This is a genomic window from Phytoactinopolyspora alkaliphila, assembly GCF_010550695.1.
GTDB classification, from domain to species: domain Bacteria; phylum Actinomycetota; class Actinomycetes; order Jiangellales; family Jiangellaceae; genus Phytoactinopolyspora; species Phytoactinopolyspora alkaliphila.
In genome coordinates this window covers 196090-222440 of the sequence record NZ_JAAGOB010000002.1, presented here as the reverse complement: position 1 = coordinate 222440, position 26351 = coordinate 196090, and the positions used below count along the sequence as shown (strand labels likewise).

Below are 26351 nucleotides of genomic sequence, written 5' to 3'. Positions count from 1 at the left end.
CGCCAGGATCCGCGTTCGCCGGCCGGGCTTCAGCGCCGGTTGGTGAACTGGACGGCGAAGTCGAAGTCCTGCTCGCGAAGCAGGGTCATCACTTCTTGGAGATCGTCCTTCTTCTTGGACGACACCCGGACCTCGTCACCCTGCACCTGAGCTTTGACACCCTTGGGGCCGTGGTCACGGATCGCTTTGGTGATCTTCTTGGCCTGCTCCTGGTTCAACCCGTCCTGAAGGGTCGCGGAAATCTTGAACAGCTTCCCGGACGGCCTCGGCTCTCCGACGTCCAGGGCCTTGAGGGACACCTTCCGCTTCACCAGTTTGTCCTTGAACACGTCGAGGACCGCGTTCACCCGGTCTTCCGCCGACGCCTCCATCTCGATGCCGTACTCACCTGACCATGTGATGGCCGCGTCGGTGCCGCGGAAGTCGAAGCGCTGGGAGATCTCCTTGACCGCCTGGTTGAGCGCGTTGTCCACCTCCTGGCGATCGACCTTGCTGACCACGTCGAACGACGACTCGCTAGCCACCTGTTGCTCCTTCGTCCCTTGTGATGATCGTGTGATCCATGTCCGGGCACATATCCGGCGGCTGCTGGTGCCCCTCCAGTGCCCGGCAACGCGTGTGAGCGTCGCCACGCCATGGATCCAAGTTGCTGAGTGCCTGCTTCTATGGGGTATTCTCTCATCGGTCCGGGGCACTGCTCCGGAAAGCCCGGCAGGTTGCCCGAGCGGCCAAAGGGAGCTGACTGTAAATCAGCCGGCACAGCCTTCGTAGGTTCGAATCCTACACCTGCCACAGGGTCGTTGAGCAGGGCATTCGTCAACGCGACGGATGCCCTGCTCGCGTTTTGCTCCTGTGACAACAGCCCGGCCGGACGTCGACTTCTGGCGGTGCCGCCTCAGGCGTCGCAGCGACTTAGCCAAGGAACTCGCCCGCCACCCCGCCTTGGTCACCTGATCGTCGATGTGTCGTCCGGTCGTCCCCAGTAGTGATGATCAGACGCCGAACGCCGCGGTAGATGCAGGGTTGTGCCATCTGATCTGATCTCACAACGTGGACGCGGAAGGATCAGGTGACCCAACTGTGTCTTTGCACCCGTCATTGTCATCTGATCCAGGTTGCACCAGGCTCAGCTGTGATACGGAAGGGCGGGAGGAGGGTGACCTATGCGGATCGGCGGACTGGATCTGCTGCCGATTTCCGACGGGACCTTCGTCGCTCGTCCTGCGTACTTCGGCGAGCACCTGCCATCGGCGACGCGCCCGGAGTTCTTCGACCGCCATGGGGCCGCCTGGTTGCCGATCGGCTCCTTCCTGGTCCGAACCCGGGACCGGATCGTCCTGATCGATGCCGGCCTCGGTCCCGAGTTGCAGGAACTGCCGCACGGCATGTACCTGGTCGGTGGCCAGCTCCTCACCGGTCTACGTGCCCTTGGTCTGGCCCCCGCCGACGTCACAGACGTCGTCTGCACCCACCTCCACAGCGACCATGTCGGCTGGCTCTTCGACCTCGGCTCCCAGCCGATCTTCTCCAGGGCGAGCATCTGGCTCGGCACCGCCGATTGGCGGCACTTCGTCGCGGGCGCCGGGCACATGGCCGCGCACATCCGGGAAGGATTCAGCGCTCCCGCGCAGGCATCGCGGGTCCAGCTGATCGACCAGGACACCACAATCGCGCCAGGGGTCACCGCGCTGCTCACGCCAGGGCATACCCCCGGGCACCTCTGTGTCGTTGTCTCGTCCGGGCACGAGCGCGTGCTCCTTCTGGGGGATGCGATCACCTGTCCCATCCAGCTCGACGAGCCGTCCTGGCACTCCATGGGGGACGTCGACCCGGCCCTGGCCGACCGCACGCGAGAACGTCTCTGGCGAGAGCTTGAAGACGGACAGACGATCGGTGCCGGGGCACACTTCCCCGAACTGCGTTTCGGGCGTGTACTCCCGGGACTCGCACGACGCTGGCAGACGTGACGATCTTCCGCATGCGCCGAGCGGCGCGTGCGTGCGTGCACCAACCATGCCCGCACGGGTACTCCCCATGCTGGAGGTGTTGAGACGTGACGAGCCCTGGCACTGTGCGATTGATGACATGGAACGTCTGGTGGCGTTTCGGCGACCGGTGGCGGGATCGCCAGGCGGGAATTGCATCGACGATCGCGACACAGCAGCCGGACATTCTCGGGCTTCAGGAATCATGGGCCAGCAGAGAGTCGGCTCAGGCCGAAGCGCTAGCCGCATCCCTGGGGATGTACTCGGCCTTCGCCGGACCGTCCTTGCCGGCGCTCCCCGCTGAACCGGAGTCGCCGGACTACCGCGACATCGATCTCGGTGTCGCGGTGCTCAGCCGCTGGCATTACCCTCAGCTTCGATGTCCCCTTCGCGCCACGTGGAGCGGTGAAACAACTCGACCGCCGCATCGATTACGTGTTCTTCCGGCCGCCTCGGAATGGAGGACAGGTCCGCGTCCAGCGGGCACACGTCGTCCGCGACATCGTCGACGGCTTACATCCCTCCGACCACTTCGCCGTCGTCGCGGACCTGGAGATATGGGGGTGACTGCACGGCCGCGGCCGCCCTATTCATGGCGGCTTTGTGTCAGGCGTCGCTCCACTGGTTGATCCATTGGGCTTCCTCGTCCTCCTTGGCGTGATGGAGTTCCGCGGACGGCGGGGACAGGGTGATCCGCGGACCGTCAGGGTGATAGAAATTGCCGCTGCCGAGGGCCGCCCGGTGGCCACCGGCCTCCAGGTAGCAGTGCCCGTCACCGGTGAAACGTGAGTCGAGTACGCCGTAGCCGAGGTGGTTCGCTACACCTGCGGCGACGACGGGACCTTGTCCTCGGGCGAAGACGGCGGCCTTAGGGAGCGGTTTGCCGCTGGCCAGGGTGATCGAGGCGACGTCTCCGAGCGCCCAGACGCCGGCCACCGCAGTGGCGAGCGTCTCGGCGTCGACGGGGATCCAGCCGGCGTCGGAGAACCCGGCGGCCGCCACGGGGCCGGGTGGCTGGTGCGGTGGGACGACGACGAGGAGATCGAACGACGTGGTGCGGCCATCGGTGAACACCACCTGCCTGGCCGCGGCGTCGACACGCTCGACCTGCCGACCGGTGCGGACGCCGATCCCGGCCTCGTCGAGCATGGCGGTTACGGCCTGCCCGACCACCGGCCCGGCCACGGGCATGGGTTGCGGCTCAGGTGTGTGCACCTCGATGGACACGTTCGGGCGCGCGCCGGTCTCCGTCAGGAGGTCGGCCGCCAGCATGGCTCCCTCGTACGGCGCGGCCGGGCATCTGTAGGGAATGCTCGTCACCAGGAACAGCACCGTGCCGGCGCGGACCTGGCTCAGCTTCTGGTGTGCGTCGAGCGCCGCTTCGGGGGTGTAGTAGTGGGCAGCCACGCCGCCGGCCAGCGCCTCATCGAGCCCGGGGACGGCGGCGGTGTTCAGCTCGCTGCCGAGAGCGACGACGAGCGCGTCGTAGGGCAGAGTCCCGGACGTGGTCCCGATCCGCTGATTGACCAGATCGATGTCTTCGACGGTCCCGGTGACGAGCTCGACGCCCGGTAGTCTCCCCGAGGCGGGGGTCACCAGGACCTCGTCGAGGCTTCGCCAGCCGCGGAGCAACCAGAGGAGCGACAGCCCTTGGACGTTTTCGAACGTGCGGTCCACCAAGACGACCCTGTCGCCGTCCGGAAGTGTTTCGCGTAGGCGTGAGGCCGTGCTCAGGCCGCCGAATCCGGCGCCGAGGACGACCGCTGTGTTCGACATGAACGGATCCCTTTCATTGGGTGGCCATGGCCCGGTTCGGGTGATCAGATGTTGATGACCTGGTCCGCCCACGTGGTCCACTCAGCCAGTTCGGCCATCGACGAGCGGTGTGCGGTAGGCAGCATCATGCTGTCGTCGATGCCCCGTGCGTCCGCGCAGGTTCCGCAGACTCCGATGGTCGCTCCCTTGCCGGCTAGCCCACGGAGCATGGAAGCGACGTTGTAGTAGCCATCCGGGGTCTTCTGGCCGGCTATCGCGGACACTGCGGCGTCGGCGAACAGGAAGACCTTGACCTCGTTGGGCGATACGTCCGCATCGGTGGCCACCATCTGCCTGGCCCACCGCAGACCGTTGTAGGCGCGTTCGGTCCCGTAAGGCGGATCGTGCAAGACGAACAGGTACTTCATCGCGATACTCCATCCCAAGGCAAAGCTGGTGAAGAACAAGCTACACTATTCCAAGGAATATTGGAGGATGCATGGGTGAGCATGTGACGGACAAGCAGTTGATGTTCGAGGAGATCGCCCGGGTCGGTAAGGCGCTTGCGAGCGGTAAGCGCCTAGAGCTGCTGGATCTGCTGGCCCAGGCCGAGCGGACCGTGGAGGCCCTGGCTAAGTCTGCTCGACTGGGCGTGAGCACGGCGTCGGCCCACCTGCAGACGTTGAAACAGGGTGGGCTGGTCGCCACCCGGAGGGAGGGCACCCGCATCTACTACCGACTGGCCAGCCCAGACGTGGCGAGGCTGTACGCGAACCTGCGCGACGTCGCGACCACCCACCTGGCGGATGTAGCCGTCGCTGTCACCGAGTTCCTCGGGCCGGAGGTGGAGCATGTGACTCGGGACGATCTGCTGGATCGCGTCCGACGCGGCGACGTCGTCGTACTCGATGTGCGCCCGGCCGAGGAGTACGCAGCGGGGCACATCCCGGGAGCGGTCAGCATCCCGCTGGATCAACTCGCCGACCGCCTCACCGAGCTGCCCGCGGATACGGAGATCGTCGCCTACTGCCGTGGGGTGAACTGTGTCCTCGCGCCGGATGCTGTGCGGCTGTTGTCCGAGCGCGGAAGGGCCGCTCGCCAGCTGGCCGACGGGATGCTCGAATGGCGGCTAGCCGAACTTCCCGTCGAAGCGGGGAGCCCGCCGTGAGCGCTGCTCATCCCGGCCTGGCCAACGGGCCGATCTATCTTGACTACAACGCCACCACGCCGGTGGACCCGCGGGTGGCCGGCGCGATGGGGCCGTTTCTTGACGCGCACTTCGGAAACCCGTCCAGCGCACATGCGTATGGCGAAGAGCCGCGGCTGGCATTGGCACAAGCGCACGCTGAGGTCGCGCGGCTCATCGGTGCACCCGCTGGGGGAATCGTCTTCACCGGCAGCGGATCGGAGGCCAACAACCTGGCTATTCGTGGCGCGATCATCGGTGCCGGCACAGAGCGCCCGCACGTGATCACGCAGGTGAGCGAGCATCCGTCGGTCATCGCCGCGTGTCGCGCAGCCGAGCGCCTGCACCATGCAGAGGTCACCTATTTGCGGGTCGACAAGGACGGACTCGTTGATCCGCGAACCTTGGCCGCTGCGCTCACGCCCGAGACGAACCTCGTCTCGATCATGCACGCGAACAACGAGACGGGGGTGATCCAGCCCGTTGCCGAGCTAGCGCGTATGGCCCACGAGCACGGCGCACTCTTTCACACCGACGCCGCTCAGACTGTCGGGAAGATGCCGGTCGACGTAGCGGAGCTGGAGGTGGATCTGCTGACTGTGGTGGGGCACAAGATGTATGCCCCCAAGGGTGTCGGGGCACTCTACGTCCGGCCTGGGCTGAGCTTGGAGCCGCTCGTCTACGGAGGCGGGCAGGAGAACGACATGCGTAGCGGCACCGAGAACGTCGCCGCCGTCGTCGCTCTCGGCCTGGCCGCGGAGCTGGCTGCCGCCGAACTCGCCGACAACAGCGGGGCGCGGCTACGCGCACTGCGGGATCGTCTGCACGAGAACCTTGAACAGCGCCTGCCCAGATCTGTTCGACTCAACGGTCACGTTGACCAGCGGCTGCCGCACGTGCTCAATGTCAGCATCGCCGGTGTCCGAGGCGAGGACCTTCTGGCGGTCGCTCCCGGCGTGGCCGCATCGACCGGGTCGGCCTGTCACACCGGACGTGCGCAGGCATCACCAGTCTTGACCGCGATGGGGTGTGACGACGAACGGAGCATGTCCGCACTACGGTTCTCCCTGGGACGTTGGTCGACCAGCAACGACGCCGACCGTGCCGCCGACCTGATCGCCGCGGCGCATCGTCGGCTGGTCGAATAGGAGCTACGCTGGACACACATCATCTCGACGGCGGTGAGCTTCGCTGCGTGCACCTGCTTATCGAACTTCGCCGGCTGATCGAGCGGATCCCGCCCGGCTCGACCGTCTACCTGACAGCCACCGACCCCGCCGCACCGCTCGACCTCGCCGCCTGGTGCCACTTCACCGGCCACCACTACCTCGGGCCGGTGTCGACGACGGCTCGCCGGACCACTTACGCGATCAAGAGCGACGTGAGCGCACGCCGGGCGTGTGACGCGAGTCCGTGGTGTCCGGGTCCGTCGGATCCCGATGCGGACCAGCGCACTCGGTAGCTCGTCATCTAGCCGCCTTACGGTCTTCCGGCTTCGCCAGTCTTGACGGTCTTGACCTGCAGGTTTGACGGCTCCGTAGGCCCGGGTAATGTAGTCCCCCCGGATCAACGCCTTTTAGATTCCGGGGTGGGGTCAATGCCCACCTCGGAGCTTCTGGAGGCTCATGTGTCCGGTGAATCGCCGTTCGCGCGCCGTGATTTCCGCTTTCTCCTATTCGGCCAGACCGCCAGCCAGTTCGGCGCCCAGATCAGTGGCGTGGCGATTCCGCTCCTGGCTGTGCTCACACTGCACGCCTCGCCATGGCAGCTCGGGGTGGTGAACGCCTCGTCCACCATTGCCTTCGCGCTGATCGGTCTCCCGGCAGGCGTATGGCTGGACCGCCTGCGCCGCCGCCGGGTGCTGGTCATCAGTGACCTGGCGCGCACGATCCTCCTGACCAGCATCCCGCTGGCCGCGTGGCAGGGACGGCTGAGCATCACCCATCTGATCGTCGTCTCACTGCTGGCCGGGGTGGCCCGGGTGTTCTTCGACGTCGGCTATCAGAGTTACCTGCCGACGCTATTGGGCCCGGGCCGGGTGCTGGCCGGAAACTCGGCCATGGAGACAGCCCGCGCGAGCGGCCAGTTCGCCGGTCCCGGGCTGGGGGGCTGGCTCGTCGGACTGGTCGGCGCTGCGAACGTCGTCGCCATCCAAGCTGCGACCTTCGCGGTCTCCGCACTCTCGCTGCTGGCGATCCGCACCCCGGAGCCCGCGCCGCCCCGGTCCGCCGAGCGGCCACGACTGTCGGCGCAGGTGCGGGAAGGCCTCACCTTCGTCCTACGCAATCGGGTGCTGGGTGCCCTCGCGCTGGCCAGCGCACTAGCCAACTTCGCTTTCGCGGTGGCTTCCGCCGTCACCATCATCTTCCTGTCCCGCACCCTGGAGCTGCCGCCATCGGCGATCGGCCTCGTGGTCGCTGTGGGTTCGATTGCGGTCGTCATCGGTGCCGCCGCGACACCGCGGTTGAGCCGCCGGTTCGGATCGGCGCGGATCATCTGGCTGTCGCTGGCCGTCACCGGTCCGGTCGCTGTGCTCGGGCCGCTGGCCCAGCCCGGCTGGTGGGTGTTGCTGATAGTCGTGGGCGGTGCAGCGGGTGAGCTCGGCCAGATCGTGTACGCGATCACCAGCCTCAGCCTGCGCCAGCGCCTCTGTCCGGGCCACATCCTTGGGCGGGTCAACGCCACCATGCGCTTCTTGATCATGGGCGTGTTCCCGTTGGGTGCCCTCGTCGGAGGAATGCTCGGGGAGCTCGCCGGGCTGCGCGTCACGCTCTTCGTGTCACAGGGCTTGATCGTCCTCTCCGCGCTGCCGGTGTACCTGGTGCTCCGCCACACGCGAGACATCGACGACCTTGCGCCGTGGTGACGACACCTCGCAGCGCGGCGCCGACGCACCGTCACATGCCGTGGACCGAGCGCTGGCATCACCGTGCCTGCGCGCCCAGGACGTCGATGAGCTCCCGAGGTCCGCTTGTGACGGTGACGTCGACATCGAGAGGCGATCATCCAGACCAGCCGTTCCCGGCGTCGGCAGGCGTCGGCTATGGCCATCAGCATCTCGGCGGACACCTGGGGGCTGGACGCCGAGCGCGGCGGTCATTTCCTCTCGATGGAGAAGCCGGAAATCCTGGTCGGCGACATTCGCGACTCCTTCTGCAAGGTGCGCTGACATGGGCTTTCGCGGGTCCGGCCGCCGGAGCCTCGTCAACGCGTTGAACCCGCGGGAGCTCAATCGCGCGACGCTTGACCGGCAACTCCTGACCCGCCGTGTGAATCTGCCGGTCGCCGACGCCGTGGAGCGGGAGCGGAAGAAAACGGACACAGGTTGACAACGAACACGCATGAACTATCGCGGACAGGGGATCTCTCGATGCACCAATGACGGCAGGTGTAACGGGTACCCGGCGCATTCTGCCCCTCTCGAGAAGGGTGAGGTCCGGATGTGACGAGTCCTCAAGCTGATGTGGTCGGCGCTGTCGCCGGTGTGCCGGACCGTGCCGCATTGAGCAGCGCAGCAACGCGCCTGGTCGACGGAGCCATGAACGCCACCGGGGCGGATGCCGGCGTGCTCCTTCTCAGGTGTGCCGGTCGCTGGGATATGGCTGCGGCTTCCTCCGTGGGTATCGGCTGGATCGACCTTGAGCAGCACCGGCTCGGTCATGGCCCGGGCGTGTATGCCGTGAGGGAGAAGCGCGCGCTGTTCGCCACGGGCATCGGGGATGATCAGCGCTGGCCGGAGTGGTCCCGGCTGGCCAATCGTCGAGGTGTCCACGCAGTGACCGCCGCGTGCTTGCACACCCCTGGGAGAGTGCTCGGCACCCTGAGCGTCTACGCCGAGAAGGCCACGCTGGGCCCGGACAGCGTCCAAGCGGTCGCGCCCCTCGCCGACTGGGGGGCGGCCATCCTCGAGCAGCTGATCACACGGACCGGCTGTCACGAGGTCGTGGACGATAGTCCGGTCGTCGCCGAAGCTCAGCGCCTGCTGATGGAACGCCACGGCCTCAGTGCACGCAACGCGCTCGAACTCCTGCAGTGCTACGCGCAAGAGGGCGGCGCCGACCTCATCGAGGTCGCCGAACGGCTCGTCGTCACCTGTGATCGGGTACCGGGGGGCGGTACGAGTCATAGTGGCCGGCGTCACGATGTCGATCACCGGCCGTTCGCGTGATTTCGGGCGGTGAGGGTATCCAATGCGGCAATCGTGCCGTGCAGAGCCCGGCCGGTTTGCCAGATTCTGGAGGCTGGGAGGACGCCATGGGCATGTGCGACGTATGCGGCAACGACAGCGACTTGGGGTTCAGCATCACCATGCCCGGGGGCGGCGTCCACCGATTCGACAGCTTCGAATGCGCGATCCAGCTGTGTGCGCCACGATGCGCGAAATGTGCATGCGCCGTCATCGGGCACGGACTGGACGCGGACGGCGTGGTCTACTGCTCGGCGCGTTGCATGCGGGCGGCCAGGGTCGTCGTTGCGAGCATGACCGGACCGGCGGACCCGGGTTGTCCGGACATGATCGCGGCCGGGGCAGCCGACGGTGATCTGCCCGCATCAGTCACGGGCTTGTCGCTGACCGACCCTCTGCCCAAGCAGCGCCGACGTGGTCGCGCTTACCCGGTGGCGAGGTCGGTGGCCGAGCAACGGTGAGGTCCCGATGGGGTTGGCCCTATCGATTTCCCCTCAAGGCCCTTCGCCGTGTACCCTCGACTGGCGCGAGCGCCCCAATAGCTCAGTCGGCAGAGCGTCTCCATGGTAAGGAGAAGGTCTACGGTTCGATTCCGTATTGGGGCTCTATACCCGCCCGTCGACGGAGCGGGAACCCCTGGCGGGGTAGCTCAGGTGGTTAGAGCACACGGCTCATAATCGTGGTGTCGCGGGTTCGAGTCCCGCCCCCGCTACCGGCTCCGGCCGCGGTGAATGTCCCAGGCTTCGATTAGGGACTCACGCCGTGGTCGGCTACCCTTACTAGGTTCGTAAACCCCAGATCTAAGAGAGGCACCCGTGGCCGCCAAGAGCGCTGATGTCCGTCCCAAGATCACCATGGCCTGCACGGAGTGCAAGGAGCGCAACTACATCACGAAGAAGAACCGGCGCAACGATCCTGACCGGCTGGAGCTGAAGAAGTTCTGCCCGCGCTGCCGGACACACACGGCGCACCGCGAAACCCGCTGATCATGCTGTCCGGCCGAATCCGGCGTGGATGCCCGGTTATGCCGGGGCCCACGTCGGTGGCCGGAGTGGGCCGCCGGTAACGTCGAGTTATGGCCATTGATCCTTCCGCCGTCGGGCGCGTCTATCCACCACAGCCCTATGAGGTGAGCCGGGAGAAGGTCCGGGAGTTCGCGGAGGCGATCGGTGACCCCAATCCCGTGTACGTCGACACCGGCATGGCGGGTGAGTACGGTCATGACGACGTCGTCGCGCCGCCGACGTTCGTGATGATTCCCGTGATGCGTGGATTCGACACCTTGATGGCCGATCTCGGCATCGAATTTGCCCGGGTGGTCCACGTCGACCAACGTTTCACCTACTCGCGTCCGCTCCTCGTCGGCGACGGACTCGAGACGACCACCACACTGGACGCGCTGCGCCAGGTGGCAGGCAACGACCTCCTCACCATCCGCAGCGACGTCCGTGCCGCTGACGAGCACGTGTGCACGTCGCAGGCGACTCTGCTGATCCGGCCGGAGGAGAAGGACGATGTCTGAGCCGCTGGCCGTCGGACAGGTCGTCGCTGACGAGCAGTACCGCATCACCCGCGAGAACCTGGTGCGTTACGCGGGCGCCTCGGGCGATTTCAACCCAATCCACTGGAACGACCGGGTCGCGAAGGCGGTCGGCCTGCCCGGCGTGCTGGCCCATGGCATGCTGACCATGGCGCTGGCCGGACGGCTGCTCACCGACTGGGTGGGCGACCCGGCCGCTGTCGTCGAGTACAGCGTCCGGTTCTCCCGCCCCGTCGTCGTTCCGGATGACGCCGACGGCGTGGCCGTGCACGTGACGGCGACCGTCACCGAGGTTCGCGACGACGGCCTGGTGGGCGTCGAGCTCGCGGTCCGCGTGGACGAGCAGAAGGTTCTGACCCAGGCCCGCGCGCTCGCGCGCCCGCCCAAGAACGCCTCTTGACTGCGGTATCCGTGATGCGGGACAAGCACGGCATCCGCCTTGCCGAGCTGACGACCCTCCGGGTCGGCGGACCGGCCGCGCGGATGATCGAGGTGGACACCGAGGCAGAACTGATCGACGCGGTGCGTCAGTGCGACCGCCGGAGTGAGCCGGTGCTGGTGCTCGGCGGTGGATCCAACCTGGTGGTGGCCGACGACGGGTTCGGCGGCACGGTCGTCCGCGTCATGACCCGCGGAGTCGAGGTCGACGACTCCGCCTCCTGCGAGGCGGACGACCTCGCCGCCTGTGGCGGGATCAACGTTACCGTCGCCGCTGGTGAGCCTTGGGATGAGCTCGTCCAGCGGGCCGTCGCCGAGCAATGGGTGGGCATCGAGGCGCTGTCTGGCATACCGGGTGCGGTCGGCGCCACCCCCATGCAGAACGTGGGTGCCTACGGTCAGGAGGTCGCGCAGACCATCTGGAACGTGCGCACCTACGACCGGGTCGACGAGCGGGTACGGACCTTCGCCAACGCCGAGTGCGGCTTCGAGTATCGGCAGAGCCGGTTCAAGGGATCCGAACGGTACGTGATCCTCTCGGTCAGCTACCAGCTCAGGCAGGGATCGCTCGGGGCGCCGGTCGCCTACGCTGAGCTCGCCCGCACGCTCGGCGTCGGCCTGGGGGAGCGTGCACCGCTCGGCGACGTCCGGGACGCTGTGCTCAAGCTTCGCCGGGGCAAGGGCATGGTGCTCGACCACGAAGACCACGACACGTGGAGCGCCGGGTCCTTCTTCACCAATCCCGTGCTCGAACCGGATGCGGCCGCCAGATTGCCGGTCGACGCGCCGCGCTGGCCGCAGGCCGACGGCCGGGTGAAGACCAGCGCGGCCTGGTTGATCGAGCACGCCGGGTTCGGGCGCGGCTTTCGGGGCGACCGCGCCGGGGTATCGCTGTCCACCAAGCACACACTGGCGGTGACCAACCGCGGCGACGCCCGGGCCGCAGATGTGCTCGGCCTGGCCCGTGAGGTTCGAGACGGCGTCCTGGCAGCCTTCGGGGTCCGTCTGGTCAACGAGCCGGTCCTGGTCGGCTGCGCTCTATGACCTCACCTGGCATCACGGACGTGTTCGGCTGAGTGACGCGCCCAGGACGGACAGGCTTCGCGATTGGGGGGTGCGCGCGGGCCCGCGCTGTGGCACAATCTCTCCTCGTGACCGAGACGCAGAGCCTCAACGCCGTTCTGGCGGTGCGTTCTGCCGTGTCTTGCTGTTGTTGTCGCTGACGTTTACGCGACCAACCCCTGACCATGTCAGCCCGGGCAGCCGGGCTCGACTCTGACGACAGCAGGCACGTGATGATTCCGTATCCATCGTCCCTCCGCGGGAACGGCATGAGCCGGCCACAGTCGTTGCGCGGGCGGAGCGTCGTCGTGCTGCATGCGCACCCCGACGACGAGGCCATTTTCACCGGTGTGACCATGCGCCGGCTCGCCGACGAGGGCGCCCGCGTGGTTCTCGTCACAGCGACGCTCGGCGACCTCGGCGAGACCCTCGTGCCGCTGCGGCCGGGCGAGTCACTCGTCCAGCGGCGTACCGCGGAGCTCGAGCGCGCGGCGGGCCTGCTCGGCGTCACCAGGCTCGTTCTCCTCGGCCGCCGTGACTCCGGCCTGCCCGGCGCTGCCGATAACGTCCATCCCGATGCTCTTGCCGCGGCGGACGCGGAGCGCGTGGCACGCCGGGTGGCGGCCGTGGCCGAGGAGGAGAGTGCCGAGGCGCTCGTTCACGACGACGCGTCGGGCATCTACGGACACCCCGACCACCTGGCCAGTCACCGTATCGGCGCCCTGGCGGCTCGGATGGCGGGGGTGACCTCCTACCAGACGACCGTGGATCGCGACCATCTGCACGAGACCCGCCCGCACTTGGTGCACGCCGCGGCACGGGCCACGGCACTCCCATTCGGGATACCCGCCGCCGACGTCGAGCTCATGGTCGCCGCCACGGCCCGCGAACTCGATACGAAGCGGGCGGCCATCCGCGCCCACGCCAGCCAGATCGCCGCGGACGACGTCGCACATGCGGCGTTCGACGAGGCGTACGGGTTCGAGTGGTACGTGCGATCCGGGCCGGCGGGCATTCTCGACGAGCTGGGTGACCGCGGAGCTGCTGAGCTGTTCAGTGCACCGGCCCCGGTGAGTTGAGCCACGCGTCGATGTCCTCCAGCACCTGCTTTCGGACATTCGGCGGCGCTGCCGAGCCTTCGATCGACGCGCGGGCCAAGGCGGCGAGCTCCGCGTCGCTAAAGCCGTGCGCATCTCGCGCGGCTTGATACTGGTCCAGGAGCCGGGAGCCGAACAAGAGAGGGTCGTCCGCTCCCAGCGCCAGCCTGGCGCCGGCGTCCACGAGGCGGCGCAACGGCACGGCGCGCAGTTCCGGGTACACCCCCAGGGAGACGTTCGAGGCCGGGCAGACCTCCAGTGTCACCTGCTGTTCGACCACCCGGGCAAGTAACGCGGCATCCTCTGCGACTCGGACGCCGTGACCGAGTCTGTCGGCACCAAGCGCGTCGAGGCAGGTGCGGATGTTGTCCGGGCCGCGCAGCTCACCACCGTGCGGCGCCGCGATCAGGCCCGCGCGATCGGCGATCCGGAACGCGGCGGCGAAATCCTCCGTGACGCCCCGGCGCTCGTCGTTGGAGAGGCCGAAGCCCACCACTCCGCGCCCCGCGTACTGGACGGCCAGCCGGGCGAGCGTTCGAGCATCCAGGGGATGCCGGGTGCGATTGGCCGCGATGACCACCGCTATGCCGATCCCGGTCGACTCCGAGGCGGAACGGGCGGCGTCGAGCACGAGATCGGTGAACGCGGTGATGCCGCCGAACAGGGCTGCGTAACCGGAGGGATCGACCTGGATCTCCAGCCACGCTGATCCCTCGGCCGCGTCGTCCTCGGCGGCCTCACGGACTAGTCGCCGGACATCGTCTTCGGTGCGCAACACGGAGCGAGCGATGTCATAGAGCCGCTGGAACCGGAACCACCCTTTCTCGTCCGCCGCCGACAACTGCGGGGGCCATTGCTCACGCAGCGCGTCAGGCAGCCGGACGCCGTGAAGATCAGCGAGCTCGACCAGGCTCGAGTGCCGCATCGAGCCGGTGAAGTGCAGGTGCAGGTGCGCCTTGGGGAGCCCGCGTAGGTCACGGGGAGCCACGTAGCCGTCAACTCCGCCCGGTCCGTCCGCCACCCCCGGCCGGCTCAACTCAGCAGCCGCTGGATCCGGCCGACGCCCTCGGCAAGGTCGTCGTCGCCCAGCGCGTAGGACAGCCGGAGGTAGCCACTCGGGCCGAAGGCCTCGCCGGGCACGACGGCGACCTCCGCCTCTTCGAGGATGATCTCCGCGAGCTCCACGCTGGTGGTGGGTGTCCGGCCGGCGATCTCGCGGCCCAGCACACCTTTGACCGAGGGGTAGACGTAGAAGGCGCCCTCAGGCTCCGGGCACAGCACGCCGTCGATCTCGTTCAGCATCGCGACGATGGTCTTCCGGCGACGGTCGAACGCCTCGCGCATGGTGGCGACCGCTGACAGGTCACCGGTGACGGCGGCGATCGCGGCCCGCTGGGAGACGTTCGCGACGTTGGACGTGGCGTGCGACTGGAGGTTTCCGGCCGCCTTGACGACGTCCTTCGGTCCGATCAGCCAGCCGACCCGCCAGCCGGTCATCGCGTACGTCTTCGCCACGCCGTTGACCACGATGCAGGTCTCTGCCAGCTCAGGCACCTCCACTGGCATCGACGTGAACTGTGCGTCGCCGTAGGTGAGGTGCTCGTAGATCTCGTCGGTGACGACCCAGATGCCGTTCTGAGCTGCCCACTGGCCGATCGCCTTGACGTCCTCCGGAGGATAGACCGCGCCGGTGGGGTTGGACGGCGAGCAGAACAGGAGCACCTTGGTGCGCTCGGTGCGGGCCGCTTCGAGCTGGTCGACGCTCACCCGGTAACCGGTGGTCTCGTCGGCGATCACCTCCACCGGGACGCCTCCGGCCAGCCTGATCGACTCCGGGTAGGTGGTCCAGTAGGGCGCCGGGAGCAGGACCTCGTCCCCGGGATCCACGATCGCGGCGAACGCCTCGTAGACCGCCTGCTTGCCGCCGTTGGTGACCAGGATCTGGCTGGCCTCCACGGTGTAGCCCGAGTCTCGCTCCGTTTTGGCGACCAGAGCGTCCTTCAGTTCGGGAAGACCGCCGGCAGGCGTGTAGCGATGGTTCTTGGGATTGGAGCACGCGTCGATCGCCGCCTGGACGATGTAGTCCGGCGTGGCGAAATCGGGTTCACCGGCTCCGAATCCGATGACCGGCCTGCCCGCGGCCTTGAGGGCCTTCGCCTTGGCGTCCACGGCCAGGGTGGCCGACTCGGCGATGGCGGAGATGCGACGCGAGACGCGAGGGCGCGAGGTGCCGGCGGTGGCGCCGGCCGGGGTAGCGAGGGTCATGACGACTATCCTTGCACCACCCCGGCCGGTCTCGCCAAGGACTTCGGTTGCCTCAGAAGGTCTTGGACGACATCGCCCGGTAGTACTCGGTGGATTCCGGCCGGTAGAGCATGTACAGGATGACCGCGGCCAGCACGGGCGAGATCAGGTTGATGAGCGTGTTGATGTCGAATCCGCCCGCCGTGAGGCCCCACAGCCCGAACAGGATGTTCAGGCCACCGAGGATCGTGGCCACGATCCTCGCCCACGACTTGCCCTTCTTGTTCGCCGAAGCCATCCACAGCCACAGGCCGATGGAGATCAGCGCGACAAAGACCATGAACCCGGTGAAGGTGTTGACGAACGCGTCGATCTCGTCCGCCGTGGCATCCGGGCTCTGGCGGATGGCCTCCTCACGCACGGCGTCGCGGCCCATCAGGGCGAAGATGCCGCCGAGCAGCGACAAGAAGGCGCCCACATACATGAGCTTGGCGGCCGTGAGGATGGGTTTCGGGGTCTCCGGCACCGGGCGTGCATAGGGGCTGCCGGCGGTGTTGTCCTGCTCCCACGCGGGAGGCTGGCTCTGCTCCCACGAGGGTGGCTGGCGGGCTGGTTCCGTGGGCTGGCTGAAGGGATCCTTCTGGGGCTCGTCCCCGGAACTACCGCCTGGCGTCGTCCCGCTCATCTCGCGTACTCCCTACGAGTCTTGTGATCGTGGCGAAGGATTATCGTGTTTTACACCTGGCACCCTAGCGGGGTCGTACGCCATCTAGCGAGCACGACAGGCGTTGTCCCGCATGTGAAGCCGCATTTCGATGCGGCGAGAACACCGTGGTCCGGATCTCTTGATCGCGCGAGTTCGACCACAGCGCCCCTCACCCCGTACACTCTCTCTTCGGTGGTCACTGATCCCTGCTCAGATTTTGCCCTCAGGCGCTACGGTGTGAGTAGGTGTCGTTCGTTCACCGAAGGGCAGTAGCTCAACTGGCAGAGCACCGGTCTCCAAAACCGGCGGTTGGGGGTTCGAGTCCCTCCTGCCCTGCTGGCCACCAGGCCATGAGTCGCCATCGGCTCCAGGGTGCCCGGTGGCCCCGGCGAACATGCCGTCCGCCGGGGCGGCGAAGAGGAAAAAAGACCAAGTGAGGTAGCACGTGACGGAGACGAGCGGCCAGACCGCGACACCTGATCGCCCGCGTCAGCCCAAGCGGCGCGGGCCGGTGGCGCGTCTGTCGCTGTGGGTTCGGCAGGTGGTGGCCGAGCTCCGCAAGGTCGTGTACCCGACGCGATCGCAACTGTTGACCTACACGGCAGTGGTGCTCGTGTTCGTGGCGATCATGATCGCGATCGTCTCCGTACTCGACCTGGGCTTCGGCTGGGCGATGCTCGAGATATTCGGCTGAACCTGCCCAGTGCCCAGCAGCTACCAGGAGGAAGTCCACACCGTGTCCGAACAGTACACGCCAGTCGATGACGCCGAGGCGACCGATGCTCCGGCCGGATCGGCCGCTCAGGATGAGCCCGGTGATGCCGTCGAGCCGAACGACGAGGTCGAGGCGAGTGATGAGGCCGGGGCGAACGATGAAGCCCCGGACGAGGGCGAGAGCCTGGAAGAGGGCTCCGGCACCCCCGAGGCTGAGGACGCGGAGCCCGAGGAGGTCGTCGACCCCCTCGAGGAGTTCCGCCGGGTCCTGCGTTCGAAGCCTGGTGAGTGGTTCGTCGTCCAGACGTACTCCGGCATGGAGAACCGTGTCCGGCTGAACCTGGAGAACCGCATCATCAGCCTCAACATGGAGGACTACATCTTCGAGATCGAGGTCCCCACCGAAGAGGTCGCCGAGATCAAGGGCGGCCAGCGCCGCATGGTCAAGCGCAATAGGTTCCCCGGCTACGTCCTGGTCCGCATGGAAATGACGGACGAGTCCTGGGCGGCGGTCCGGCACACACCTGCGGTGACCGGGTTCGTCGGCCACGGGAACCAGCCGTTGCCGCTGAGCCTGGCCGAGGTCGAGCGCTGGCTTGCTCCCGAGTTCGAGCAGCCGGTCGAGAAGACCACGGAGAAGCGTCCGGTCGAGGTCGTCGACTTCCAGGTCGGCGACTCAGTGATGGTGGTCGACGGGCCGTTCGCCACCCTGCACGCCACCATCAACGAGATCAACCCGGACTCGCAGAAGGTGAAAGGCCTGGTCGAGATCTTCGGCCGGGAAACACCGGTGGAGCTTTCGTTCAGCCAGATCCAGAAGCTCTAACGGCCGCCGCCTGGTCAGCGGCACGTCGAACCTGCCACGACCACATCACTCCGACAAGAAACGACGAGGACCCGAGGAAACATGCCCGCGAAGAAGAAAGTCGCAGGCCTGATCAAGCTCCAGATCCAGGCCGGTGCCGCGACACCAGCGCCGCCCGTTGGCCCGGCACTCGGCCAGCATGGCGTCAACATCATGGAGTTTTGCAAGGCCTACAACGCCGCTACCGAAAGCCAGCGGGGTGACGTCGTCCCGGTGGAGATCACGGTTTACGAAGACCGTTCGTTCACCTTCGTGACCAAGACCCCGCCGGCCGCCACCCTGATCCTGAAGGCCGCAGGTGTGGAGAAGGGCTCCGGCGAACCACACCGCGCCAAGGTCGCGACCATCACACGCGACCAGGTCCGTGCCATCGCCGAGCAGAAGATGCCTGATCTGAACGCGAACGACCTGGACGCGGCAGAGAAGATCATCGCAGGTACGGCCCGCCAGATGGGTGTGGACGTCAAGTAAGTGCCAACTCACCCGGCACGCACCGTGACCGGGACGTGGGAGGGGCAGCGCTCGGCCCGCACCACAGCTCCGATCTCATACAGGAGAAGACATGAAGCGCAGCAAGGCATACCGCGCGGCGGCAGAGAAGATCGACAGGGATCGGCTCTACTCCGCCGCCGAGGCGATCAACCTCGTCAAAGAGACCACCAAGACCAAGTACGACGCCACCGTCGAGGTGGCGCTGAGGCTCGGCGTCGACCCCCGTAAGGCCGACGAGATGGTGCGGGGCACCGTCAACCTTCCGCACGGCACCGGCAAGACCGCTCGGGTCCTGGTCTTCGCCGTGGGCCAGAAGGCGCAGGAGGCCACTGACGCCGGAGCCGACATCGTCGGCGGCGACGAGCTGATCGAAGAGGTTCAGAACGGCCGGCTCGACTTCGACGCGGCCGTCGCCACTCCCGACTTGATGGGCAAGGTCGGCCGGCTGGGCCGGGTGCTGGGTCCGCGAGGCCTCATGCCCAATCCGAAGACCGGAACGGTCACGATGGATGTCGCGAAGGCAGTGAGCGACATCAAGGGCGGAAAGATCGAGTTCCGCGTCGACCGGCACGCGAACCTCCACTTCGTCATCGGCAAGGCGTCGTTCACCGAGGACGCCCTGATCGAGAACTACGTCGCCGCGCTGGACGAGATCAACCGGCTCAAGCCGTCGTCGTCGAAGGGTCGCTACATCAAGAAGGCGACCATGACGTCCACGATGGGCCCCGGTATCCCGGTAGACCCGGGCAAGGTTCACGCGCCGGAGACCACCCGAGCATGATCCACCCGGCCCAGCCGCGGCTCCCACGGTTGTGGGGCCGCGGCTGGGTCATTGTTGCGAAATGGCTGGCATACCTGTGATGGCCACGCTCGTCGACCGAGCCACGCCACTGCGGCGGCGGCTCCCAGCGGTTCAGCGCAGGCTCTCGACGGTGCGCAAGGTGCCGATTCTGGGGCCGTTGATCACGTGGCTGCGCCTGGACTTCGCCGGCGGTGTGGTCGGCACGTTCTTCTTCTGCTGGTCCCTCACGCCGTCGCTGCTGCCCAGAACCTGGTACTACCAGGCGCTCGTGACCGGCGTCACGGCCACGGTCGGTTATGCGATCGGCTCCTTGTTCGGCGTCCTGATCCGCATGGTGTTCCGCAGAGTTCGCCGGGGCCGGCCGCTGGCGCGGCAGACCGTGCTGATCGCGTGGACGGTCTTCGGCGTCGCCGGTACCGGTGTGGCCACGTGGTACCTGTTCGGCTCCGCACGATGGCAGAGCGATCTGCGCGAGCTGATGAACGTGGACAGCCCGCGGCTGGTCCACTACATCTACATCATCCTCATCTCCTTCCTGATCTTCATCGGGTTCCTCGCCATCGGCAGGTTGCTTCGAGGTGCCTCGCGCCGCTTGGGCCGGTTCTTCGCGCGCTGGGTGCCCATCCCGGTCGCGGTAGTGACCTCCGCGCTGGTCGTGACCGGAATCGCATTCTGGTCATGGACGGGATTGTTCTATCCATGGCTCCTCGGCACCGCGAACGACGCGTTCGCTGCGATCAATCAGGAGACCGAGGCGGGTGAGAGCCCACCGGCGGTGGCGACGCACTCGGGCGGCCCGGGTTCCCTGGTCACGTGGGACTCGCTGGGTCGCAAGGGACGTGAGTTCATCGCGGGCGGGCCTACAGCGGATGAGCTTGAAGTGTTCAGCGGCCGGCCGGCGATGGACCCGGTGCGCACCTACATCGGCATGGACTCGGCGGAGACACCGTCCGGCCTCGCGTCTTTGGCGGTTCGTGAGCTTGAGCGCGCCGGGGGATTCGACCGCGACATTCTGGTGGTGGTCACGCCCACCGGAACGGGCTGGGTCGACGAAGGCGCCGCCGACGCGCTCGAGTACCTCTACAACGGCAACAGCGCGATCGTGTCGATCCAGTACTCGTACCTGCCGAGCTGGCTCTCTTTCCTGGCCGATCACGAGCAGGTCGACATCGCCGGTCAGGAGTTGTTCGGCGCCGTCCACGAACGGTGGTCGAGGCTGCCGGAAGACTCCCGGCCCAAGCTGGTGGTCTACGGCGAGAGTTTCGGCGCGGTCGGCAGCGCTGCGGCGTTCGACGGTATCGGCGATCTCGTCGGCAAGGTCGACGGCGCGCTCTGGGTCGGTTCGCCGCGCTGGCATCCCCTGCGTGAATACGTCACGGAGAACCGGGACCCGGGTTCACCCGAACGTCTCCCGAGATTCCAGGACGGTGGGACCGTGCGGTTCTGGGCCGGCTGGCAGGAACCTCTCGACGTCGACGGGTGGGATGAGCCGCGGGTGCTGTTCCTGCAGCACGCGTCCGATCCCGTGTCGTTCTGGTCGCCCGAGCTGATCTGGTCCCAGCCGGACTGGATGCGAGAACCCCCAGGCCCGGACGTTCTACCCAACTTCAACTGGTATCCGTTCGTCACGTTCTGGCAGATCACCGCGGACATGGCGGTGTCCGCGCTGATGCCTGAGGGCCACGCCCACAACTACGGCGGCGAACTGGTGGATGCCTGGCTCAAGGTGATGCCGCCGGAACATGAATGGTCCGAGCCGGAGCTTGAGGAGCTGCGCGACATCGTGCAGTCCTTCGACCCGTTCGACGAGAGCCGTCGCTGGTGATCGCAACGCGCTGGCACCTTGGTCACCTGATCGTCGATTTGTCCTCCGATCGTCCCCTTGATGATGATCAGACGACGAACACTGTGGTAGACGGCTGAATATGCCATCTGATCTTGTCTCGCATCGTGGACGCGAAGTGATCAGGTGACTAAACGGGACGTTTGGACGCATTTGTGCCATCTGATCCACTAGCGCCCAGCCGCTCGTCACCGAAGTCGGGGTGCGCGAGACTCGTGAGTTTGGTGAATCGGTGCGCGAGACCGTAGTATGGCCGTTGCCGAAGACCGCCGGTCTCACGTTCCCGGACGTGATGAAGGTTCCGCGACATGCGGACGGCCCGCGCAGGTGCGTAAGACGAGACGTCGTGCCGAACAAGCATGACCATCGCCCCGTGCCGTGCGCAGGGGCGTTTTTTCATGTGTGGCTCCCGTGTCCGGTGGTGGCGATGCACCCCACCCGTACGTCCTAAGGAGTCCCATGGCGAGGCCTGACAAGGCAGCCGCGGTCACCGAACTGGCCGACGAGTTTCGCAGCTCGTCTGCCGTCGTGCTGACCGAGTATCGCGGTCTCTCCGTGAAGGAGTTGACGGAGCTCCGTCGATCGCTCAGCGGGAACGCGTCGTACGCCGTGGTGAAGAACACGCTGACCAAGCTCGCGGCCAAGGAGGCCGGCGTGGATGGTCTCGACGAGCACCTCGTCGGACCTTCCGCGATCGCCTTCGTCAAGGGCGACCCCGTCGTCGTGGCCAAGGGTCTGCGTGACTTCGCCAAGGATCACCCCGTTCTCGTCCTGAAGGGTGGCCTGCTCGACGGCGCGCCGCTCACGGCGGACGAGATCAAGAAGCTCGCCGACCTTGAGTCGCGTGAGGTTCTGCTGGCCAAGCTGGCCGGCGCGATGAAGGCGTCCACGCAGAATGCTGTGTCGCTGTTCGCCGCGCCGCTCTCGCAGACGGCCCGCGTGATCGATGCGCTCCGCCAGAAGGTAGAGGCCGGCGGCGACGCCGGAGCTTCCAACCAGAACGAGGGCTGACAGCCCGCCCACCACCCCGGCGTCAGCCGACCACCAGAAAGGAAACCGCCACCATGGCGAAGCTCAGCACCGATGAGCTCCTGGACGCGTTCAAGGAGATGTCCCTGATCGAGCTCTCGGAGTTCGTGAAGAAGTTTGAGGAGACCTTCGAGGTCACCGCGGCCGCTCCGGTGGCCGTGGCGGCTGCCGGAGCTCCGGCGGCCGGAGGCGGCGACGCCGAGGCCGCCGCCGAGCAGGATGAGTTCGACGTCATCCTCGAGTCGGCCGGCGACAAGAAGATCCAGGTCATCAAGGAGGTCCGCGGACTGACCTCGCTCGGCCTCAAGGAGGCCAAGGACCTCGTCGAGGGTGCCCCGAAGGCGCTGCTCGAGAAGGTCAACAAGGAAGCCGCGGAGAAGGCCAAGGAGGCGCTCGAGGGCGCCGGTGCCACCGTCACGGTGAAGTAAGCACCTGCCTGATCGACATCGAGGGCTCGGCGCATGTGCGCCGGGCCCTCGATGCATGTCGGCCCCATCTTTCGGCACCGCACGTCTTCGCTGGTGATGCGGGGTGTCCCGGCCTCCGGCGCCGACGTGGGCGAGGAGTGGCCCGGGTGCCTCACCGGGCGGATTCCCGGCTCGCCACCGCGGTCGGTGCTTGACGTGAGCGATACGTCCGGGAGATCCTTCTTCCAGCGTCACGGCAAACATAGGGAGCGTCCTGAACGGGTTATGGGCCGCCACTCGACAGCAGTGAGCCTTATAGGCTAGACTGCGTCTTTGCGCTGTCCACTGCCCAGTAGTCTGCATCGGGTGTGGTCTGTGCAAAAACCCGAATGACTCGACTAAATCCGACCGTGTGCCCTCGGAAGGACCCCTGTTGGCCGTCACGCCCATCACCCCACAGTTCACCACCGGTTCTCGCCGCATCTCTTTTGCCAAGCTCAGAGACCCTCTCAAGGTTCCTAACCTCCTCGCTCTTCAGATCGACAGCTTCGACTGGCTACTCGGAAACTCGCGCTGGCAAGCGCGCGTAGCCGAGGCGGAGGCCGAGGGGCGCCAGGACATCAACACCACCTCCGGGTTGCAGGAGATCCTCGACGAGATCAGCCCGATCGAGGACTTCTCCGGCACCATGTCGCTGTCGTTCTCCAACCCCAGGTTCGAGGACCCGAAGAACACCATCGAAGAGTGCAAGATGCGTGACTTCACGTATTCGGCTCCGCTCTTCGTCACCGCCGAGTTCATCAACAATGAGACCGGTGAGATCAAGTCTCAGACGGTCTTCATGGGTGACTTCCCGCTGATGTCCCCCAAGGGGACGTTCATCATCAACGGCACCGAGCGTGTCGTCGTCTCCCAGTTGGTCCGCTCGCCCGGTGTGTACTTCGAGCGTTCGCTGGACAAGACCTCGGACCGCGACATCTACACGTCCAAGGTCATCCCGTCGCGCGGCGCGTGGCTCGAGTTCGAGATTGACAAGCGGGATACGGTCGGAGTCCGTCTGGACCGCAAGCGCAAGCAGAACGTCACGGTTCTGCTGAAGGCTCTCGGCTGGACCAACGAGCAGATCCTGGAAGAGTTCGGCGACTACGAGTCGATGCGTTCCACCCTGGAGAAGGATCACACCACCACCCAGGAAGAGGCGCTGCTCGACATCTACCGCAAGATGCGCCCTGGTGAGCCGCCCACGCGCGAGGCCGCGCAGCAGCTCCTCGAAAACGCGTACTTCAACCCGAAGCGGTACGACCTCGCGAAGGTCGGTCGGTACAAGCTCAACAAGAAGCTCGGCCTCGAGCTGGCGATCGACCAGAACACGCTGACGGTCGACGACGTCATCGCCACGCTGCGTTACCTGGTCCGGCTGCACGCCGGCGAGGACCAGATGACCAGCGAAGATCGCGACGTGCGCGTCGAAGTGGACGACATCGACCACTTCGGCAACCGCCGGCTGCGTACCGTGGGCGAGCTCATCCAGAACCAGGTGCGCACCGGGCTGTCCCGGATGGAGCGCGTGGTCCGGGAGCGGATGACCACTCAGGACGTCGAGGCGATCACGCCGCAGACGCTGATCAACATCCGGCCGGTCGTCGCGGCCATCAAGGAGTTCTTCGGAACGTCCCAGCTGTCCCAGTTCATGGACCAGACCAACCCGCTGGCCGGGCTCACCCACAAGCGCCGCCTGTCGGCGCTCGGCCCGGGTGGCCTGTCCCGTGAGCGGGCCGGCATGGAGGTCCGTGACGTCCACCACTCGCACTACGGCCGGATGTGCCCGATCGAGACCCCTGAGGGGCCGAACATCGGTCTGATCGGTTCGCTGGCCACCTTCGGGCGGGTCAACGCGTTCGGCTTCGTGGAGACGCCGTACCGGCGGGTCCGCGACGGCCGGGTCACCGACGAGATCGAGTACCTCAGCGCCGACGTCGAGGATCACAACGTCATCGCCCAGGCCAACGAGCCGCTGCAGGACGACGGCTACTTCGTCGCCGAGCGCGTTCTGGTGCGTAAGCGCGGCGGTGAGGTCGAGCTGGTGCCCGGCGACGAGGTCGACTACATGGACGTCTCGCCGCGCCAGATGGTGTCGGTCGCGACGGCGATGATCCCGTTCCTGGAGCACGACGATTCCAACCGCGCGCTCATGGGATCCAACATGCAGCGCCAGGCCGTGCCGTTGCTGCGGGCTGAGGCTCCGCTGGTCGGTACCGGCATGGAGTACCACGCCGCGGTCGACGCCGGCGAGGTCGTCGTCGCCGAGAAGTCGGGTGTCGTCTCCGAGGTCTCCGCCGACTACGTCACCATCATGGCCGACGACGGCACGTACCAGACACAGCAGCTGGCGAAGTACCGACGCTCGAACGCGGGCTCGTGCATCAACCAGAAGCCGGTGGTCAGCGAGGGCGACCGCGTCGAGGCGGGTGAGGTCATCGCTGATGGCCCGTCCACCGACAACGGCGAGATGGCTCTGGGCAAGAACCTCCTCGTCGCGTTCATGTCGTGGGAGGGCCAGAACTATGAAGACGCCATCCTGCTGTCCCAGCGGCTCATCGAAGAGGATGTCCTCACCTCGATCAAGATCGAGGAGCACGAGGTCGACGCCCGGGACACCAAGCTCGGTCCGGAGGAGATCACCCGGGACATCCCGAACGTCTCCGAAGACGTCCTTGCGGACCTCGACGAGCGCGGCATCATCCGGATCGGCGCCGAGGTCACCAACGGTGACATCCTCGTCGGCAAGGTCACGCCCAAGGGCGAGACCGAGCTGACCCCGGAGGAGCGGCTGCTGAGGGCCATCTTCGGTGAGAAGGCGCGAGAGGTTCGCGACACGTCGCTGAAGGTGCCGCACGGTGAGTCCGGCAAGGTGATCGGTGTCCGGCTGTTCGACCGGGACGAGGGCGACGAGCTCCCGCCCGGCGTGAACCAGCTGGTGCGCGTCTACATCGCCCAGATGCGGAAGATCCAGGACGGCGACAAGCTCGCCGGCCGGCACGGCAACAAGGGTGTCATCTCCAAGATCCTTCCGGTCGAGGACATGCCGTTCCTCGAGGACGGCACTCCGGTGGACATCGTGCTGAACCCGCTCGGTGTGCCCAGCCGGATGAACCTGGGTCAGGTCATGGAGACGCACCTCGGATGGGTCGCCAAGTCCGGATGGAAGGTCGAGGGCGACGACGACGAGTGGAAGCAGCGGCTGCTGGCCATCGGTGCGGCTGAAGCACCGCCGAACAGCAATGTCGCGACGCCGGTCTTCGACGGCGCCCGGGAGGACGAGATCGCCGGGCTGCTCGATTCCACGTTGCCCAACCGCGACGGCCAGCAGATGATCGGGCGCAGCGGCAAGGCCCGGCTCATCGACGGCCGCTCCGGTGAGCCGTTCCCGGAGCCGGTCTCCGTCGGCTACCTGTACATGCTGAAGCTCAACCACCACGTGGACGACAAGATCCACGCCCGGTCCACGGGCCCGTACTCGATGATCACTCAGCAGCCGCTGGGCGGTAAGGCGCAGTTCGGTGGCCAGCGATTCGGTGAGATGGAGGTCTGGGCTCTGCAGGCGTACGGCGCCGCCTACGCGCTTCGGGAGCTGCTGACGATCAAGTCCGACGACATCCTCGGCCGAGTCAAGGTGTACGAGGCGATCGTCAAGGGCGAGAACATTCCCGAGGCAGGCATCCCCGAGTCCTTCAAGGTGCTCATCAAGGAGATGCAGTCTCTCTGCCTCAACGTGGAGGTTCTGTCGAGTGACGGTACACAGATCGAGATGCGCGACAGCGACGAGGACGTGTTCCGCGCCGCCGAAGAGCTTGGTATCGACCTGTCCCGGCGCGAGCCGAGCAGCGTTGAAGAAGTCTGAGGATGCGGCGGTGCCCCTGGCACCGCCCATCTCTGACATCGCGGTCTCACACTGACCCACTCGCATTCGAACACTGATTGATCTGAGAGAAGGATTCAC

The 26351-nt window shown here is 66.6% G+C and carries 29 protein-coding genes and 4 tRNA genes; 27 read left to right on the top strand and 6 right to left on the bottom strand.

The window, feature by feature from the left end:
* Positions 1 to 29: 29 nt before the first annotated feature.
* Complete coding sequence (locus G1H11_RS04085; RefSeq protein WP_163816327.1) at positions 30 to 524, bottom strand: YajQ family cyclic di-GMP-binding protein; 495 nt, start codon at positions 522 to 524, stop codon at positions 30 to 32.
* 186 nt (positions 525 to 710) lie between these two features.
* Here G1H11_RS04085 and G1H11_RS04080 point away from each other — a divergent pair.
* From G1H11_RS04080 to G1H11_RS27555, 3 genes are all read left to right on the top strand, one after another.
* Positions 711 to 792: transfer RNA gene (locus tag G1H11_RS04080), tRNA-Tyr, on the top strand.
* A gap of 371 nt (positions 793 to 1163) precedes the next feature.
* The gene (locus G1H11_RS04075) at positions 1164 to 1967 is read left to right on the top strand and encodes an MBL fold metallo-hydrolase (RefSeq protein WP_163816326.1); all 804 of its coding nucleotides are present in this window, start codon (positions 1164 to 1166) and stop codon (positions 1965 to 1967) included.
* Between the two features lie 113 nt (positions 1968 to 2080).
* Entirely contained in the window at positions 2081 to 2614 is a 534-nt protein-coding gene (locus tag G1H11_RS27555; protein WP_163816324.1) for an endonuclease/exonuclease/phosphatase family protein, read from the top strand.
* Here the strand turns inward: G1H11_RS27555 and G1H11_RS04065 are convergent.
* Both G1H11_RS04065 and G1H11_RS04060 read right to left on the bottom strand, forming a co-directional pair.
* Positions 2592 to 3761 carry an NAD(P)/FAD-dependent oxidoreductase gene (locus G1H11_RS04065; protein WP_163816322.1) on the bottom strand — a complete coding sequence of 390 codons (1170 nt, stop codon included), beginning with the start codon at positions 3759 to 3761 and terminating at the stop codon, positions 2592 to 2594. The genes G1H11_RS27555 and G1H11_RS04065 overlap by 23 nt on opposite strands.
* A gap of 44 nt (positions 3762 to 3805) precedes the next feature.
* Complete coding sequence (locus tag G1H11_RS04060) at positions 3806 to 4168, bottom strand: DsrE/DsrF/TusD sulfur relay family protein (protein ID WP_163816320.1); 363 nt, start codon at positions 4166 to 4168, stop codon at positions 3806 to 3808.
* 71 nt (positions 4169 to 4239) lie between these two features.
* Between G1H11_RS04060 and G1H11_RS04055 the strand changes: the two genes are divergently transcribed.
* From G1H11_RS04055 to G1H11_RS03990, 15 genes are all read left to right on the top strand, one after another.
* Complete coding sequence (locus G1H11_RS04055) at positions 4240 to 4908, top strand: ArsR/SmtB family transcription factor (protein WP_163816318.1); 669 nt, start codon at positions 4240 to 4242, stop codon at positions 4906 to 4908.
* The gene (locus G1H11_RS04050; protein ID WP_216843424.1) at positions 4905 to 6074 is read left to right on the top strand and encodes a cysteine desulfurase family protein; all 1170 of its coding nucleotides are present in this window, start codon (positions 4905 to 4907) and stop codon (positions 6072 to 6074) included. Before G1H11_RS04055 ends, G1H11_RS04050 begins: the two co-directional genes overlap by 4 nt.
* A 47-nt stretch (positions 6075 to 6121) precedes the next feature.
* Positions 6122 to 6388 (top strand): sulfurtransferase TusA family protein, encoded by a 267-nt coding sequence (locus tag G1H11_RS04045; protein WP_216843423.1) that lies wholly within the window; start codon positions 6122 to 6124, stop codon positions 6386 to 6388.
* A 135-nt stretch (positions 6389 to 6523) separates the two neighbouring features.
* Entirely contained in the window at positions 6524 to 7792 is a 1269-nt protein-coding gene (locus G1H11_RS04040) for an MFS transporter (protein ID WP_163816314.1), read from the top strand.
* Between the two features lie 177 nt (positions 7793 to 7969).
* Positions 7970 to 8095 (top strand): hypothetical protein, encoded by a 126-nt coding sequence (locus G1H11_RS26315; RefSeq protein ID WP_281352235.1) that lies wholly within the window; start codon positions 7970 to 7972, stop codon positions 8093 to 8095.
* A gap of 1 nt (position 8096) precedes the next feature.
* Positions 8097 to 8255, top strand: a complete 159-nt coding sequence (locus G1H11_RS04035; protein ID WP_163815990.1) for a hypothetical protein — start codon at positions 8097 to 8099, stop codon at positions 8253 to 8255.
* A 113-nt stretch (positions 8256 to 8368) separates the two neighbouring features.
* A complete protein-coding gene (locus G1H11_RS04030; RefSeq protein ID WP_163816312.1) occupies positions 8369 to 9094 on the top strand; it encodes an ANTAR domain-containing protein in 726 nt (241 codons plus the stop codon).
* An 86-nt stretch (positions 9095 to 9180) separates the two neighbouring features.
* On the top strand, positions 9181 to 9573 hold the full coding sequence (locus G1H11_RS25120) for a hypothetical protein (protein ID WP_216843422.1): 393 nt from the start codon (positions 9181 to 9183) through the stop codon (positions 9571 to 9573).
* 71 nt (positions 9574 to 9644) lie between these two features.
* Positions 9645 to 9717: transfer RNA gene (locus G1H11_RS04020), tRNA-Thr, on the top strand.
* A gap of 33 nt (positions 9718 to 9750) precedes the next feature.
* Positions 9751 to 9824, top strand: a tRNA-Met gene (locus tag G1H11_RS04015).
* A gap of 103 nt (positions 9825 to 9927) precedes the next feature.
* Positions 9928 to 10098: a 50S ribosomal protein L33 gene (rpmG, locus tag G1H11_RS04010; RefSeq protein ID WP_163816310.1), complete on the top strand. Its 171-nt coding sequence runs from the start codon at positions 9928 to 9930 to the stop codon at positions 10096 to 10098.
* Between the two features lie 89 nt (positions 10099 to 10187).
* Positions 10188 to 10634, top strand: coding sequence for an FAS1-like dehydratase domain-containing protein (locus tag G1H11_RS04005; protein ID WP_163816308.1), 447 nt, complete (start codon positions 10188 to 10190; stop codon positions 10632 to 10634).
* Entirely contained in the window at positions 10627 to 11052 is a 426-nt protein-coding gene (locus G1H11_RS26310) for a MaoC family dehydratase (protein ID WP_163816306.1), read from the top strand. The genes G1H11_RS04005 and G1H11_RS26310 overlap by 8 nt, the downstream gene beginning before the upstream one ends.
* A 14-nt stretch (positions 11053 to 11066) precedes the next feature.
* Complete coding sequence (locus G1H11_RS03995) at positions 11067 to 12134, top strand: UDP-N-acetylmuramate dehydrogenase (protein ID WP_163817023.1); 1068 nt, start codon at positions 11067 to 11069, stop codon at positions 12132 to 12134.
* Positions 12135 to 12421: 287 nt separating this feature from the next.
* The gene (locus G1H11_RS03990) at positions 12422 to 13231 is read left to right on the top strand and encodes a PIG-L family deacetylase (protein ID WP_163816303.1); all 810 of its coding nucleotides are present in this window, start codon (positions 12422 to 12424) and stop codon (positions 13229 to 13231) included.
* Here G1H11_RS03990 and G1H11_RS03985 read toward each other — a convergent pair.
* The 3 genes from G1H11_RS03985 to G1H11_RS03975 are packed head-to-tail and all read right to left on the bottom strand — an operon-like array spanning position 13206 to position 16178.
* Entirely contained in the window at positions 13206 to 14237 is a 1032-nt protein-coding gene (locus tag G1H11_RS03985) for an adenosine deaminase (RefSeq protein ID WP_163817021.1), read from the bottom strand. The two genes, G1H11_RS03990 and G1H11_RS03985, sit on opposite strands and share 26 nt — an antisense overlap.
* Positions 14238 to 14281: 44 nt before the next feature.
* A complete protein-coding gene (locus G1H11_RS03980) occupies positions 14282 to 15514 on the bottom strand; it encodes a pyridoxal phosphate-dependent aminotransferase (protein ID WP_163816301.1) in 1233 nt (410 codons plus the stop codon).
* A gap of 52 nt (positions 15515 to 15566) precedes the next feature.
* On the bottom strand, positions 15567 to 16178 hold the full coding sequence (locus tag G1H11_RS03975; protein ID WP_163816299.1) for a hypothetical protein: 612 nt from the start codon (positions 16176 to 16178) through the stop codon (positions 15567 to 15569).
* 284 nt (positions 16179 to 16462) lie between these two features.
* Here G1H11_RS03975 and G1H11_RS03970 point away from each other — a divergent pair.
* The 9 genes from G1H11_RS03970 (at position 16463) to rpoB (ending at position 26252) form a co-directional block, all read left to right on the top strand.
* Positions 16463 to 16535 (top strand) — tRNA-Trp (locus tag G1H11_RS03970).
* A gap of 109 nt (positions 16536 to 16644) precedes the next feature.
* Positions 16645 to 16893 (top strand): preprotein translocase subunit SecE, encoded by a 249-nt coding sequence (gene secE / locus G1H11_RS26305; RefSeq protein ID WP_163816297.1) that lies wholly within the window; start codon positions 16645 to 16647, stop codon positions 16891 to 16893.
* A 42-nt stretch (positions 16894 to 16935) separates the two neighbouring features.
* On the top strand, positions 16936 to 17739 hold the full coding sequence (gene nusG / locus G1H11_RS03960; RefSeq protein ID WP_163816296.1) for a transcription termination/antitermination protein NusG: 804 nt from the start codon (positions 16936 to 16938) through the stop codon (positions 17737 to 17739).
* An 81-nt stretch (positions 17740 to 17820) separates the two neighbouring features.
* Positions 17821 to 18249, top strand: a complete 429-nt coding sequence (gene rplK / locus G1H11_RS03955; protein ID WP_163816294.1) for a 50S ribosomal protein L11 — start codon at positions 17821 to 17823, stop codon at positions 18247 to 18249.
* Between the two features lie 91 nt (positions 18250 to 18340).
* Positions 18341 to 19051, top strand: coding sequence for a 50S ribosomal protein L1 (gene rplA / locus G1H11_RS03950; protein ID WP_163816293.1), 711 nt, complete (start codon positions 18341 to 18343; stop codon positions 19049 to 19051).
* A 61-nt stretch (positions 19052 to 19112) separates the two neighbouring features.
* Complete coding sequence (locus G1H11_RS03945; protein WP_163816291.1) at positions 19113 to 20897, top strand: alpha/beta hydrolase; 1785 nt, start codon at positions 19113 to 19115, stop codon at positions 20895 to 20897.
* 477 nt (positions 20898 to 21374) lie between these two features.
* A complete protein-coding gene (gene rplJ / locus G1H11_RS03940; protein WP_163816289.1) occupies positions 21375 to 21926 on the top strand; it encodes a 50S ribosomal protein L10 in 552 nt (183 codons plus the stop codon).
* Between the two features lie 53 nt (positions 21927 to 21979).
* Positions 21980 to 22372: a 50S ribosomal protein L7/L12 gene (rplL, locus tag G1H11_RS03935; protein ID WP_163816287.1), complete on the top strand. Its 393-nt coding sequence runs from the start codon at positions 21980 to 21982 to the stop codon at positions 22370 to 22372.
* Between the two features lie 412 nt (positions 22373 to 22784).
* Complete coding sequence (gene rpoB / locus G1H11_RS03930; RefSeq protein WP_246210896.1) at positions 22785 to 26252, top strand: DNA-directed RNA polymerase subunit beta; 3468 nt, start codon at positions 22785 to 22787, stop codon at positions 26250 to 26252.
* Positions 26253 to 26351 lie beyond the last annotated feature (99 nt).